Source organism: Paludisphaera soli (assembly GCF_011064595.1).
GTDB lineage: Bacteria > Planctomycetota > Planctomycetia > Isosphaerales > Isosphaeraceae > Paludisphaera > Paludisphaera soli.
The window spans coordinates 25,632-39,192 of the sequence record NZ_JAALJI010000001.1 but is presented as its reverse complement, the minus strand read 5'-3'; the positions used below and the strand labels follow the sequence as shown (position 1 = coordinate 39,192).

The window sequence follows — 13,561 nt, the reverse complement described above, 5'->3', positions numbered from 1 at the left end:
ATCGCGTCGGCGTGACGAGGCCGCGGGCTCAGACGCCCCGACGCCCGCCCCCTTGCTGGCGGCCCGCCTGCTGGTTGCCGCGGCCGATCTCGACCATGTGGCCGCGGAAAGACGCCTCGGCGTTCTTGGCCTGGGCGGCTTCGAGGGCCTCGCGCGCCTGCTCGGCGGCGGTGGCCTTGGTCTGGTCCTTCGCCCGGGAACCGGGCTTCACGGACTTCGAGGTCGAGCCCTCGGGCTTGCCGAGGGCGTCGCTGAGCTTGAACTTGCCGATGCCGGCCATGGTCGATCTCCTTGCTTACTGCTTGGGGTTTCAGACGAAGAGGCGTTTGAGGTAGTCGCGGAAGGCCATCGGGTCCAGCGGCCGGGCGCGGAAGCCGATGAAGCCGTCGGGACGCACGAGGTAAAGGCAGGCGCCCTCGGCGCCGAAGCGGCGGTGCAGGGTGTTGGCGGGGTCCGGCAGGCGTTCCCCGATCCAGGCGGGGGAGTCCTCGATGGGGACCCGGGGCTCGACGAGGATCGGCCGGATGCGGCCGGCGAGATGCGGCGTGATGTAGTCCTCGGCCAGGAAGTCCACGCGGAAGGCCCCCGACTCGGGCTTGGTCCCCTGGAAGACCAGCAGGACGTGACGGCCGGCCGCCGCGTCCCGGCCCTCGTCCTGGCGGAAGACGACGTCGGAGAGCCGCATCGGCAGGCCGGTCGTCGGGTCGGACTGGGCGAGCAGGACGTCGGGCATCCGGTCGCCGGCCCTCGGCCCGCGCAGGAACGACTGGCTGGCGTTGTAGCCGGTCGCCCCTTCCTGGGCCGTCGCGATGAACCGGCCGGGGCGGCCTTCGACGACGATCGGGCTGTCCCGATAGGCGACGTTCAACTCGGCCAGCTCGCGGGTGAGCCGCCGGCGGACCGCCTCGACGCGCCCCAGCGAGGCGAGGGCGGCGTCGCGGGCCAGGCGGGCCAGGGGGTTCCTGGCGGCGATCAGCCGCATGAGCCAGTCGGTCCCCCGGAGGACCCGCTCGCCGACCGGGCGGCGTTCGGCGTCAAACGATTCCAGGAGTGATTCCGGCCCTTCCCCGCGGATCGTCATCGCCAGCTTCCAGGCCAGGTTCTCCGCGTCCTGCACCCCGGTGTTCATCCCCTGGCCCCCCGCCGGGCTGTGCAGGTGGGCCGCGTCGCCCACCACGAAGCATCGCCCGGCGCGGTAGCGGTCCACCACGCGGCGGTGGATGACGAACGACGACGTCCACGACGACTCACCCAACTTCCCGCCCAGGCCGGAGACCGGGCCGGCGAGCTCCCCCAGACGTTCGACGATCACCTCGGGCGAATCGGCCTCGGCCCGGCCGGTCGCGTCGATGAGCCGCCAACGTCCCTCCTCGGGGAGCGGGACGGCGACCATCGCTCCCTCGGACGTCAGCACGATCGCCAGCTCGTCGTCCGAGAGCGGCCAATCCAGGGCGACGTCGGCCAGTAGGAAGCGTTCGGGATACTCGCCCCCCCCGAACGTGAGCCCCAGCCCGTGGCGGACCGCGCTGCGGGCGCCGTCGCAGCCGATCAGCCAGCGGGCCCGGACGTGCGTCTCGCGATTCGAGCCGTCCTTCAGGATCGCGGTCGCGCCGTCGAGGTCGGCCTTGAACGACGAGAGCCGCGTCCGCCGCTCCACGCCGCCGCCCAGTTCCTCCAGCCGCTCCAGCAGGATCCGCTCGGTGCGGGATTGGGGCAGGACCAGGACGTACGGGAACCGCGTATCGTCGGGCGAGAACGACAGCCGCAGGTCCACGATCCGCGAGGCCCCCCGGTAGACGGCCATCCCGTGGACCGCCCGCCCCTCGGCGCGAAGGCGATCGGCCAGGCCCATGCGGTGAAAGGTCTCCAGCGTCGCCGCGTAGATCGCCAGCGCGCGCGACTCGCGGAGGGGCGACGGGCCTTCGCCCTCGTCGATCACCAGGCAGGGGACGCCGCGACGCCGCAGCTCGCAGGCCAGCGTCAGGCCCGACGGCCCCGCGCCTGCCACGAGCACCTCAACCTCGCGATCGATCCACCCGGCCATGCTCAACGCCCTCGCCCGTCCATCAGGCTCCCGCGACGGGGCCTCCTTACACTTTGTCATACTCCACGCCCGCACGCCACGGGGCAGACCCCCCTCGTGGAATTCCCGCAAACGCACGCGGCTTAAGAAGACATCCCCCGCATTGGGGACACCCGCGCCCGCCGCCCCCAGTCGAGGCGGCGGGCTGAAAACGGACTCCTTAGGAGAACGCGTTCTAGGCTGCTGGAGGGGGGAGGGGTCTCGGGCTCCCGGCAGGGACGACCGACCCACTCCTCATTCGATCCCGCATCGCGAGAGGGTCCGACGGTCATGGGCGAGCGAGGCAGGCGGAGGGCGTTGAGGCCTCGGGTCGGCGTGCTGGAGCCGAGATGGCTGCCGTCGCTCTCGGCCTTCTGGCTCGGCCAGGACGGCCGCGACTTCGTCGGCACCGAGGGGACCCTAGTCCAGCAGGCTCCCAACGACTACCAGGACATCCACTTCCGACTGGCCGGCCTCACCGGCGCGGCGGTCGCCCGCGTGGACGTCGAACGCTACGGCGGCGGGGCCTGGGGCTGGAGCCCCGCCGGGGCCAAGAACGCCGTCTTCCGGGCCGACCCCGCCGACCCGTCTGCCGGCGACCTGTTCCTGGAGCCCTACTTCGCCGACGCGGCCGGGACCCTGTATCAGGCCGTCCGCGTCACCTACGCCGACGGCTCCGTCGCTCAGACCCAGGTCGTCTCCACCTCCGCCGTCGATCCGAACCTGCGGACGCCGGGCCGGGAGATCGCCGCCGCGTTCCTGGGGCAGGACGGCCGCGACTGGACCGGCGCGACGATCGCCGTGGGGCCGGACGGATTCCAGGACGTCCACATCGCAATCGCCAGCCTCTCGGCCGGGGCCTCCGGCTACGTCCGCGTCACCGCCGCGACCAACCCGCCACGCTCCTGGGAATCGGGGGTGAACGCCGACGGCCGCTGGAACGTCGAGTTGCTCGATCGGACCGGGACGAGTTCGACGCTGGGGACGACGGCCGACCTGTACTTCTCGTCGGACGTGAACCTCGCGAACGTGCCGCTGACGATCCAGGTCTTCTACGACCACTGGAACCCCGACTACCGCTCGTACACCAACCGCAGCGGCAAGAGCGACACGGTGGTGATCCTGGCCGGCGCCGTCAATCCGGCGCTCCGCGCTCCGGCCGTGGCCGAGTCGAACTTGCCGACATTCGGCGCCGCGAGCCGGCCGCAGGACGCCCAGCATCCCGGGCTCTCGCACGTCGCGATCGACGCCGCGAGCCTCGCCGCGCTGGGGGCCCCGCAGGCGTTCGGCTCGATCCGGTCGGCCGTGCTGACCAACCGCCACGGCGCGGCGTGGCTGTTCCTCAAGCCGGGCGCGTCGGCCCCGTACACCGGCCTCTCGAACCCGGCGGCGATGCGGTTCGACGCGATCGCCGGCGTCTTCGACTTCCCCCCGGTCCGCGACGAGTCGGGGTCGACGCTCACGCTGGTCCTGACGTTCGACGACGGCTCCCAGGCCGTCTCGCGGCTCGCGGCGGCCCCATCGGACCTCGGCCGCCTGGCCGTCGACCCTCGCGTCGGGGCGACGGCCCGGGCGGTCGTCGACGCCGCCGGACTGCTCGCGGCGATCGACTCCGGGGCCCCGCTGATCCATCTCCGCGCCGGCGTCTACTCGCTGAACCGCCCACTGAACATCAACAGCCCCGTGCGGATCACGGCCGATCCCGGCGCGGTGCTGGAGTTCGTCCCGTCGGCCGCCGCGGGCTCCCCCTGGGGTTCGGCGACGGGGGCGATCCAGGTCCGGTCGGGCCATGTCGCGCTCGACGGCTTCGCGATCCGATTCGCCGGTACGACGGCCGACTGGAAGTCGTCGTCGCGGAACGTGATCCAGGCGGGGCTGGGGACGGCCGACGTCGACCTGGCGTTCACGAACCTCAGCATCACCGCTCCGGCGGCGGCCGTCGCGGGCGTCTACGAGCTGGCCGTCCCGCTCATGAACTTCGAAGACGGCGACACGGGCCTGATCGCGAACAACGTCCTGCGCGGGGGCTGGATCCACCTCGGCGCCGCCCCCTGGCGGGTCCTCGGCAACGACTACCGCGGCGCGCTCGCGGGAACCATCTCCCCCACCTTCCTGAACGCGCATCGGAGCTTCGACCTGGAGATCCGCGGGAACCACGCCTGGGTGGAAGCCCCGGGGGGGATCACCCAGCGCTTCCTCGTCCTCGGCAACTCGGATTCGGGGCAGGGGATCGGCAACACGATCGAGGGGAACCGGATCGACGGCGGGATCGGCACGCCGACCTCGGGCGTGCCGGACGGGTACGGCAACAACCCGGAGATCATCCTCACCGAGACGTACCAGCCGCGATTCGAGGGCGCGCCGTCGGCGGTCTCGCCCGACCGATGGATCGTGCAGGTCCCCCACCTGCGCGGGCCCGCCCCGCGCGCGGGCGACGTGGTCTCGATCCTGACCGGGCCCTACGCCGGCCAGTGGCGGATGATCGCCCAGGCGCTCGGCACCACGCGATACCTGCTGGACGCGCCGCTCCCGGCGGGTGATTTCGCCATCGCCGTCGGCCGGGGGTTCGTCGACCAGACCTATCGCGGCAACACGATCGACCTCCGCGGCATGAGCGCGGGGAACGTGGCCGTGGTGATCAGCGGCAACCACTGGGGCCAGCGGATCGAGGGGAACACGTTCCTCGGCGGCTCCGCGCTGCGGATCGAGGCCGGCTCCAGCGAGGCGGCCTTCGAGGGCCGCCATCCCGCGCCCTGGGGCTGGTCGCGGCTCCCGGTCTTCGGGCTCATGGTCGTCGGCAACACATTCGTCGATTCGGCCGCGACGCTCTTCGTCGCGCACAACCGATGGGCCGCCAAGGCGAGCGCGGGGCGGACCTACCTGACGGGTGACTTCTCGGACAACGAAATCCTCTGGTCGCACGCCTCCCGCCCCGCCGTGACGATCGGCGCGGCGGGCGACCCCGGCCGCAACGAGCCCGCCTACACGCTCGCAAATTACCCGTGGCTCACGCCGGGCGAGATCGTCCTGAGCGCGCGAAACAACCGGGGCCGGAATCCGGCCGACGGCGCGGCGACCGCCTCGATGCGGGTCCTCGCCGCCGTCCTCAACGGCGCGGCGGCCGACGACCTGCTCCTGAGCCTGCCGACGAACGCGGCCCTCACGGCCGCGTCGAAGGGGCAGGACGGCCGCGACTTCATCGGCTCGGGCCCGAACTCGTCCGGCCCCGATGGCTTCCAGGACGTCCACATCACGCTGGCCGGCCTTCCCGCCGGCAAGACGATCGCCAGGGTCGTCGTCACCGGCGAGGGGGGCGGCGAATGGCGATACCAGGGGGCCCCCGGCACGGATCGCGCCGTGCTCGTGAGGAACGGGGCGAAGGCCGATCTCTACATCCAGCCGTATCAGGACGAGTCGGGCCGCTCGCTCGTCATCGACGTCTACTACACGGACGGGACGTCGTCGCGGGCGGTGATGAGCGGGCTCTACGCCTCGGCCCGACTGGCCGTCCGCGTGGACGTCGCGACGCTGTCGGCGCCGGCCGCGGTCTCGGCGCGGGGCGACAACGCCGGGGCGGGCGAGAGTCGGCTGCACGCGTTCGACGACGACCCCCGGACGAAGTGGCTCGACTTCTCCGGCCAGAGCTGGATCCAGCACGAGTTCGCCGGCGGCGCCGCGCAGGTCGTCGTGCAATACACGATCACCAGCGCCAGCGACACGGCGAGCTTCCCCGGCCGCGCCCCCAGGTCCTGGATCCTCAAGGGCTCCAACGACGGCGTGACGTGGGCCGTCCTCGACGTGCGCACCAATGAGGCCGTGGTCGCGAACCTCGCCAGCCGGACCTACGCGATCGCCGACCCGGCGGCGTTCCGCATCTACCGGCTCGACGCCATCGTCAGCAACGGCGACCCGATCATCCAGATCGCCGAGATCCGCCTCGTGACTTCCCAACTGGAGGACGCCCTGGACCTGGCGAGCGGCCGGCCCGCGACCTCGTCGAGCGACGAGGGGCCGGCCCACGCCCCGGCCGCGGCGGTCGATGGCGATCCGACAACGCGATGGTCGAGCGGCCAGTGGACGCGGCCGGACCAGGTCGCCTGGCTGAGCATCGACCTGGGCTCGGCCCGCGTGATCGACCGCGTCCGGCTGACCTGGGAGGCCGCGTTCGCCGTCGATTACGCCATTCAAACGAGCGACGACGGCGAGACCTGGACGACCGTCCGGTCGGTCCTCGGCGCGACGTCCGGGGGGGCGGCCGATCTGGGGAACCTCCGGGCGCGGGGACGGTTCTTGCGAATCTTCATGACCCGGACCAACGCCACGAAGAATTATTCCCTGTACAGCGTGAACATCTACGGATCTTGAATCCGGGGGGCCGCGCCAGGGCTCGCGACGCGACTTGTCGGATCGGCCGGTTTCGGTTAGTTTGAGAGGAGATCGACGGGTGCCGCCCCCGGCTTCGCGCCGCGGGGGGGAGAATAGGGAAGCCGGTGCGAATCCGGCGCGGGGCCGCCGCTGTGATCGGCCAGGCTTCGGACGCTGCGACCACTGCCACCAGGCGGGAAGGTCGTCCGAGGGCCGCTACGAGCCGAGAGCCAGAAGACCTGCCCGTCGAAGCGACGTCGAGACGCCCCGGCCGCGAGCGTCCGCGCGTGCCCCGACGTCAGGTCCCCGCCTGCATCGAGCCCGCCGGAACGCGGCCCCCGCGCCGACCCACCCAGCCCGAACCGGCTCGCTCCAAAGGTCTCTCCGATGTCTCCCCTCCGATTCCCGCGCCCCTCGCGCCGGGGGTTCACGCTGATCGAACTCCTCGTCGTGATCGCTGTCATCGCCGTCCTGATCGCGCTTCTGCTGCCGGCCGTGCAATCGGCCCGCGAGGCCGCGAGGCGCGTCCAGTGCCGCAACAATCTGAAGCAGTTGGGCCTGGCGATGCACAACTACATCGGCGTCTCCAACGTCTTGCCGAAGGGGGGGCCCGGCGGCCTCGTCTCGGCGGCCGTGATCAACTTTCCCGCCGGCCATGAGCAGCGGATCCTGAGCTGGGGGGCGGCGATCCTCCCCTACATGGAGCAGGCGCCGCTCTTCAACGCGATCAATCAGACGAAGTGGTACGTGCAGGACGAGAACCTGACCGCCAGCCAGGTGCGGCTGGCGACGTTCCTCTGCCCGTCGAATCCCGCCGGCGACGTGGGGAAGCCCAACGGCGACAACGTCAACTCGCCGCTCATGGGGCGCAACGATTACGGCGGCAACTGGGGCGAACGCGCCCTGCGTTGCTATCCCGCGTCCAATTGTCAGAATAATTACGGGTCGTCGACCGGCGAGGGTCGGGGCGTGATCATGCATCGCACCGAGCCGAACGTCACCCTGGTCGACATCCCCGACGGTACGACGTACACCGCCGTACTCGGCGAGGCGCCCAACGCCTTGCACGGCCTCTGGATGGGCCACAAGAACTTCTTCGACCAGAGCGCCCCGCTCAACGCCCGCTACAGCTCGTCGCCCTCCGGGACGTTCGCCTCTTGCCTGGTCCTGGGCAACAGCGACCGCCGGGGCCAGCTCGGCTGCGACTACGGCCAGGAGTTCCACTCCTACCATGCCGGCGGGGCGAACTTCCTGATGGTCGACGGCTCGGTCCGCTTCCTGAAGGAGACCATGGACCTCCGCGTCTTCGCGGCCTACCTCTCCCGCAAGGGGGCCGAGATCATCAGCGCCGACGCCGAGTAATCCGACCCGGCCGACCCCGATTCAGCCCCGCTCGCGCTTCCAGGACGTCTTGCGGGCGGCGTAGTCGGGGTCGGCCTCGGCCGCCTTCCAGGCCTCGTGGAAGACGGCCGCGCTTTCCGCCTTGATCGGGTCGCCGGTGCCGCGTTCGAGCGGATGGCCGTCGCCCTTGTCGTACTTGCGGCCCCCCCGATAGTTGGCGTAGCGCCGGGCGCGGGTGTAGCCCATCTGGAGGAACTTGCGGGCCATGTCGGCGCCGACGAAGTCGCCGCGATCGAGATAGTCGCGGAACATCGTGGTGATCGCCCGGCTGCTCTCGCGGGCCTCGTCGGGCGTCTTGAAGCGCCAGTGGGCGACGATCTCGGACTTGTAAGGCTCGCAGATGAGCACGCCTTGCTCCCCCTTGCCGACGCGGTAGGCCTCTGGGGTCTCGCGGTAGTCGACGCCGGGCTTCCAGGGGTAGGAGTCGTGATCGAAGCTCTCGCGGGGCTTGGGCATCGGCCGGGTCCACGGGTCGTGCGGGCGGGCCTGCGCAAACTGCGTCGACCTGACCGCCCGACGGCAAGATAGCAATCCCCGCGCCGGGAGTCGAAATCCGCACGCTCCCCCTGTTCCGCTCGACCAGGACGACCCACCCCGCCGATACCTGACGAGGGGCCTGGATTCTCCGGCAGTAGGAAGGGGCCAGATGTCGCAAACGACGACCGGCACGCGAAGGGCGGGCGACACGCTCTGGCGGCTCGCGCGGCACCTGGGTGCCCTCGTGCTGATTCTCGCCGCCTCGGCCGCGGACGGCCTCGCCCAAAGCATGGATTCCGGCGGCACGCCGTCCACGGGGGGCGTCGAGGAAGGCTCGCGCGGCTCCACGCTGGAGCCCCTGGACGGCGGCGAGCCGGGCGAACCGGAGAAGTTCGGCGGGATGGAGGGGGGAGCGGGACGGTCCGCCGGCACCGCGGGGGGGTTCCGGAGCGACCTGACCCGGGGGAGCCCCGGCGACCCGAACGAATCGCTCCTGCCGCCGCCGATCGGGGCCTCGGGCGCCAACCTGGGCGACGCCTCGCCCGGCGACCAGGCTCCCGGCGTGCTCGGAGGCCGGATCGGCCGGGCGGCCGTGCCGGACGTCCGTCCCGGCGGCTCGTCGGCCGGGCGGCCGCGCGACCCGACGGAGAACCGGCTCGTGCGCGACCGTTCGGACGTCCGTCCGCCCGAGTTCGACGAGCGGACGCTCGCCAGGCATCCCAGGCTCGACATCCCCGCCCAGCCCGACGACCCAGGTCCCGAGGACGGCCTGACCCTCGACGCCGCAGTGGACCGCCTGTTGAAGGGCAACCTCAACGTCGCCGCCCTACGCTACGAGATCCCCAAAGCCGACGCCGACGTGCTCACCGCCGGCCTGCGCAGCAACCCGATCCTCTACGCCGACGCGCAAGGGGTCCCCTACGGCAAGTACACCCAGGAGCGTCCCGGCGGCGGCGGGCTGCCGCAGTACGACGTCAACGTGTCGGTCCCGATCGACGTCAGCCGCAAACGCCTCGCTCGCCTCGACGTGGCGACGAAGGCCCGGAAGGTCACGGAGGCGCAGCTCCAGGACGAGCTGCGCCGCCTGGTCGACCAGCTCTACGCGGCCTACGTCAACGCGCTCGCGGCGCGCGAGACGGTCCGCTACAGCGAGGCCTACCGCGCCGGCGTCGCCGCGATCCTGGCCGCCGCCGAGGCCCGCCGCGACGCCGCCGAGGGGGAGGATCGCGAGGCTCTCGACGAGGCCGTCGCCGAGTTGAAGAGCCGCCGCAGCCAGGCCGACTTCCAGCTCAAGCAATCGGAACGGGCGTCGACCCGGACGCACCGGACGCTCGCGCAGCTCCTCTTCCTGTCGGGCGAGGAGGCCCGCGGCCTCAAGCTCCGGGGTCGGCTCCGCGAGGTCGCCCCGGTCCCCGAAGACGCCTGGCTCGTCCGCACGGCCCTGGAGAACCGTCCCGACCTGGCCGCCTATCGCCTGGGACTCCAGCGCGCGCAGGCCGACGTCCGGCTGGCGCGGGCCAACCGCTATTCCGACGTCTACGCGGTCTATCAGCCCTACACCTTCCAGAACGGGTCCTACGAAGGGGTCAAGAGCGCCACGTCGTACGGCTTCGGCGTGAACGTCGCGCTGCCGCTGTTCAACCGCAACCAGGGGAACATCAAGCGGGCGGAATGGAACGTGGCGCAGACGCAGACCGAGGCGCAGGCCCTCGAATACCAGGTCACCCGCGAGGTGGAGGACCAGGCCCAGGACCTGCGCGACACCATCGACGCGGTGCGGGAGTTGGAGCGTAACGGCCTCCCCGCCGCCCGGAAGGCCCGCGACGCCGCCTTCCGCTCGTTCCAGGCCGACCCCTCCAAGGCCGGCGACTTCCTCGGCGAGCAGCAGGATTTCGACGACGTGGTGCAGCAGTATCGGAACGCGCTGATCGAGCTGCGGCAGGACATGCTCGACCTCAACACGTCGACGGGCGTCCGGGTCTTCCCGTAGCGACTCCCTGGCGGCCCCCCTTCGATCGGGATAAGCTCGGCGGCGTGCGAGGCGGATTCCGATCCGGAGCAGGAGCCGAGCGATGGCGAACGAGGTGGGGGGGCGGGACGACGGGTGCCGGCCCGATTCCGGGTGCTGCGGGCCGAGCCGACGGCGGTTCATCCAGGTCGTGGGGCTGGGGGCGGGGGCGATGCTCGCCGGCGGGAGGCCCGAACGGGCCATGGCCGGCCCGTTCGAAGGCGAGGAGTTCCGACGGCTCGTCCCGGCCGACAAGAAGCTCGACCCGCGATGGGTCCGCTCCCTGTTCGAACGCGGCCGGCCGACCGTCTACCGGGGGCCCGACCTCGACCTCATCGGCATGCCGATCGGCGGCCTCTGCGCGGGCCAGGTCTACCTGGGGGGCGACGGCGCGCTATGGCACTGGGACGTCTTCAACGAGACGATCCGCACGAACGAGGCCCACTACGCGAAGCCCATGCGGCCGGCGTCGCCCGTGGATCAGGGCTTCGCGATCGGCGTCAAGAAGGGCGGTGCGGTGCAGGTCCATACGCTGGACCGCAAGGGCTTCGCCGACGTCCGATTCCGGGGCGAGTACCCCATCGGAGTCGTCACCTATGAGGACCCCGGCGTCCCCGTACACGTGACGCTCGAAGCCTTCTCGCCGTTCATCCCGCTCGACGCGGACGCCTCCAGCTTGCCGGCGACCACGCTGACGTACACCGTCAGGAATACGTCCTCCGAGGTCGTCGAGATCGAGCTGGGCGGCTGGCTCCAGAACGCCGTCTGCCACGCGACGGGCGAACCCGGCGAGGGGACGCTCGTCAACGAGGCCGTCCGCGAGCCCGGGCTCCTGGCCGTCGTCTGCAGGGCCGAGGCCGCGCCCGAGAAGCCCCCCGCGGACCGGCCGCCGATCCTGATCGCCGACTTCGAGGGGCCCGATTACGGCGGCTGGACCGCCGAGGGCGAGGCCTTCGGCGACCGCCCGAGCGCGGGGCAGGGGCCCGGCCAGTTCCTCAAGGGGTACGAGGGGAAGGGACTCGTCAACACCTGGACGGGGACCGACGCCCTGACCGGCCGGCTGACCTCGCCGCCCTTCCCGATCGAGCGCGACTACGTCAACTTCCTGATCGGCGGCGGGGATGACCGCGATCGGACGTGCGTGAACCTGAAGGTGGACGGCCGCGTCGTCCATTCCGCGACCGGAACCCGGTCGGACGGGATGACTTGGCGGTCGTTCGACGTCCGCCGATACGCCGGCAAGGCCGCGCGCATCGAGATCGTGGACGCCCATTCCGGCGACTGGGGGCACGTCGACGCCGACCAGTTCGTCCAGGAGGACGCCCCCCGCGCCGGCCACGGCCCCGTCGCGAAGCGTCGCGACTTCGGCACGATGGCGCTCGCGCTGCTGGGGCCGACGGACGGCGATCGGGCCCAGCCCGCGACCCCCTCGGGAAGCCCCGCGGACGGCCTGTTCGGGCCCCCGCCCGAGCCCCGCGCGCCGTTCGGCTCGAAGCTCGCGGGGGCGATCGTCCGGGCGATGACCTTGCAGCCTGGCGAGGAGCGTTCGGCCACCTTCGTCGTCTCGTGGCACTTCGGCAACCTCTCGCTCCCCGACACCCGGCTGCCGAAGGACCTGGGGCGGCATTACGCGAGCCGGTTCCCCGACACCCTCGCCGTCGCTCGGGCCGTCGCCGGGGACTGGGAGCGCCTGGACCGCGTCACGCGGCTGTGGCGAGACGTCTGGTACGACTCGACCCTGCCGTACTGGTTCCTCGACCGCACGTTTGCGAATACGTCGATCCTGGCCAGCTCGACCTGCCATCGCTTCGGCGACGGCCGCTTCTACGGCTGGGAGGGCGTGGGCTGCTGCGCCGGGACGTGCACCCACGTCTGGCACTATGCGCAGGCCGTCGGCCGGCTTTTCCCCGAGCTGGAGCGGATCCTCCGCGAGCGCGTCGACTACGCCGAGGGGGTCGGCTTCAACCCGGAGACCGGCGCGATCAGCCATCGCGGCGAGGAGCCCGTCGGCCCGGCGATCGACGGCCAGGCGGGGAACATCCTGCGGGCCTACCGCGAGCACCAAACCTCGGCCGATGGGGCCTTCCTGGCCCGGCTCTGGCCCCGGATCAAGCGGTCGCTCATGTTCCTGATCGAGCACGACTCCGACGGCGACGGCGTCCTCGATGGCGGCCAGCACAACACGCTCGACGCCTCGTGGTACGGCGAGGTCCCCTGGCTCTCCTCGCTCTACCTCGCGGCGCTCAGGGCCGGCGAAGCGATGGCCCGCGAGCGGGGCGACGCGGCCTTCGCGGACCGCTGCCGGGCCCTCGCCGAGAAGGGCGCCGCGAACCTCGCGAGGCTCCTCTGGAACGAGGACTTCGGCTACTTCGTCCAGCGACCGGACCCGGCCCACGCGAAGGCCGTCGGCTCCTACGACGGCTGCGAGATCGACCAGGTCTTCGGCCAGCACTGGGCCTTCCAGGTCGGCCTGGGTCGGATCCTCGACGAGTCCCGCGTGAGGCGGGCGCTCGCCTCGCTCTGGGAGTACAACTTCACGCCCGACGTGGGCCCGTACCGCGAGGCCTACAAGGCGGGCCGATGGTACGCCATGCCCGGCGAGGCGGGGCTCCTGATGGTCACCTTCCCGAAAAGCCCCCGGCCGCCGATCGACGACCCGTCCGGCGGGTGGTCGGCCATGTATTTCAACGAGTGCATGAACGGCTTCGAGTACCAGGTCGCCGGGCACATGATCTGGGAAGGGATGACGGAGCAGGGCCTGGCGATCGCCCGGGCGGTGCACGACCGCTACGACGCCTCGCGCCGCAACCCCTGGAACGAGGTGGAATGCGGCGACCATTACGCGCGGTCGATGGCGAGCTACGGCGTCTTCCTGGCGGCGTGCGGCTTCGAGTACCACGGGCCGGGCCGCCGCCTGGCCTTCGCCCCGCGCCTCTCCCCGGACGACTTCCGGGCCCCGTTCACGGCGGCCGAAGGCTGGGGGACGTTCTCGCAGCGTCGGGAAGGCGAGGCGCTCGCCGCCACGGTCGACGTGCGTCACGGCCGGCTCGCGATCCGGACCCTGGGCCTGGCGGTCGGCCGTCCGGCGAGGGATTTGCAAGTGGAGGCGACCCTGGGGGGCGAGCCGCTGGCGGGCGTGGTCGCCGGGCCGAGCGCGACCGCGGGGATGGTCGACCTGACGCTCCCGGCCGAGGTCGTCCTCGAACCGGGGCGGAAGCTCGCGATCCGCGTCGCCTGATCCACCCCTC

At 71.8% G+C, this 13,561-nt stretch carries 7 protein-coding genes and 1 riboswitch; of the genes, 4 read left to right on the top strand and 3 right to left on the bottom strand.

The features are described 5' to 3' along the window. Positions 1–28: 28 nt before the first annotated feature. Positions 29–280 carry a hypothetical protein gene (locus tag G6O68_RS00160; RefSeq protein ID WP_165243551.1) on the bottom strand — a complete coding sequence of 84 codons (252 nt, stop codon included), beginning with the start codon at positions 278–280 and terminating at the stop codon, positions 29–31. A 30-nt stretch (positions 281–310) separates the two neighbouring features. After that, the gene (locus tag G6O68_RS00155; RefSeq protein WP_165243548.1) at positions 311–2,044 is read right to left on the bottom strand and encodes an FAD-dependent monooxygenase; all 1,734 of its coding nucleotides are present in this window, start codon (positions 2,042–2,044) and stop codon (positions 311–313) included. A 309-nt stretch (positions 2,045–2,353) separates the two neighbouring features. Here G6O68_RS00155 and G6O68_RS00150 point away from each other — a divergent pair, with 309 nt between their 5' ends. Continuing rightward, on the top strand, positions 2,354–6,427 hold the full coding sequence (locus G6O68_RS00150) for a discoidin domain-containing protein (protein WP_165243545.1): 4,074 nt from the start codon (positions 2,354–2,356) through the stop codon (positions 6,425–6,427). A gap of 60 nt (positions 6,428–6,487) precedes the next feature. Next, a riboswitch (cobalamin riboswitch) is annotated at positions 6,488–6,688 on the top strand. Between the two features lie 126 nt (positions 6,689–6,814). Continuing rightward, on the top strand, positions 6,815–7,789 hold the full coding sequence (locus G6O68_RS00145) for a DUF1559 domain-containing protein (protein ID WP_165243542.1): 975 nt from the start codon (positions 6,815–6,817) through the stop codon (positions 7,787–7,789). Between the two features lie 21 nt (positions 7,790–7,810). On the opposite strand, the gene G6O68_RS00140 is transcribed toward G6O68_RS00145, so the two are convergent. After that, positions 7,811–8,284 (bottom strand): DUF4385 domain-containing protein, encoded by a 474-nt coding sequence (locus G6O68_RS00140; protein WP_165243539.1) that lies wholly within the window; start codon positions 8,282–8,284, stop codon positions 7,811–7,813. A 190-nt stretch (positions 8,285–8,474) separates the two neighbouring features. Between G6O68_RS00140 and G6O68_RS00135 the strand changes: the two genes are divergently transcribed. After that, positions 8,475–10,295, top strand: a complete 1,821-nt coding sequence (locus tag G6O68_RS00135) for a TolC family protein (RefSeq protein WP_165243536.1) — start codon at positions 8,475–8,477, stop codon at positions 10,293–10,295. Between the two features lie 82 nt (positions 10,296–10,377). After that, positions 10,378–13,551: a GH116 family glycosyl-hydrolase gene (locus tag G6O68_RS00130; RefSeq protein ID WP_165243533.1), complete on the top strand. Its 3,174-nt coding sequence runs from the start codon at positions 10,378–10,380 to the stop codon at positions 13,549–13,551. The last annotated feature ends 10 nt before the right edge of the window (positions 13,552–13,561 follow it).

Excerpts from the sequence above, each read along its gene's own strand:
- G6O68_RS00160 (WP_165243551.1), bottom strand. The coding sequence starts at position 280 with ATGGCCGGCATCGGCAAGTTCAAGCTCAGCGACGCCCTCGGCAAGCCC.
- G6O68_RS00155 (WP_165243548.1), bottom strand. The coding sequence starts at position 2,044 with ATGGCCGGGTGGATCGATCGCGAGGTTGAGGTGCTCGTGGCAGGCGCG.
- G6O68_RS00150 (WP_165243545.1), top strand. The coding sequence starts at position 2,354 with ATGGGCGAGCGAGGCAGGCGGAGGGCGTTGAGGCCTCGGGTCGGCGTG.
- G6O68_RS00145 (WP_165243542.1), top strand. The coding sequence starts at position 6,815 with ATGTCTCCCCTCCGATTCCCGCGCCCCTCGCGCCGGGGGTTCACGCTG.
- G6O68_RS00140 (WP_165243539.1), bottom strand. The coding sequence starts at position 8,284 with ATGCCCAAGCCCCGCGAGAGCTTCGATCACGACTCCTACCCCTGGAAG.
- G6O68_RS00135 (WP_165243536.1), top strand. The coding sequence starts at position 8,475 with ATGTCGCAAACGACGACCGGCACGCGAAGGGCGGGCGACACGCTCTGG.
- G6O68_RS00130 (WP_165243533.1), top strand. The coding sequence starts at position 10,378 with ATGGCGAACGAGGTGGGGGGGCGGGACGACGGGTGCCGGCCCGATTCC.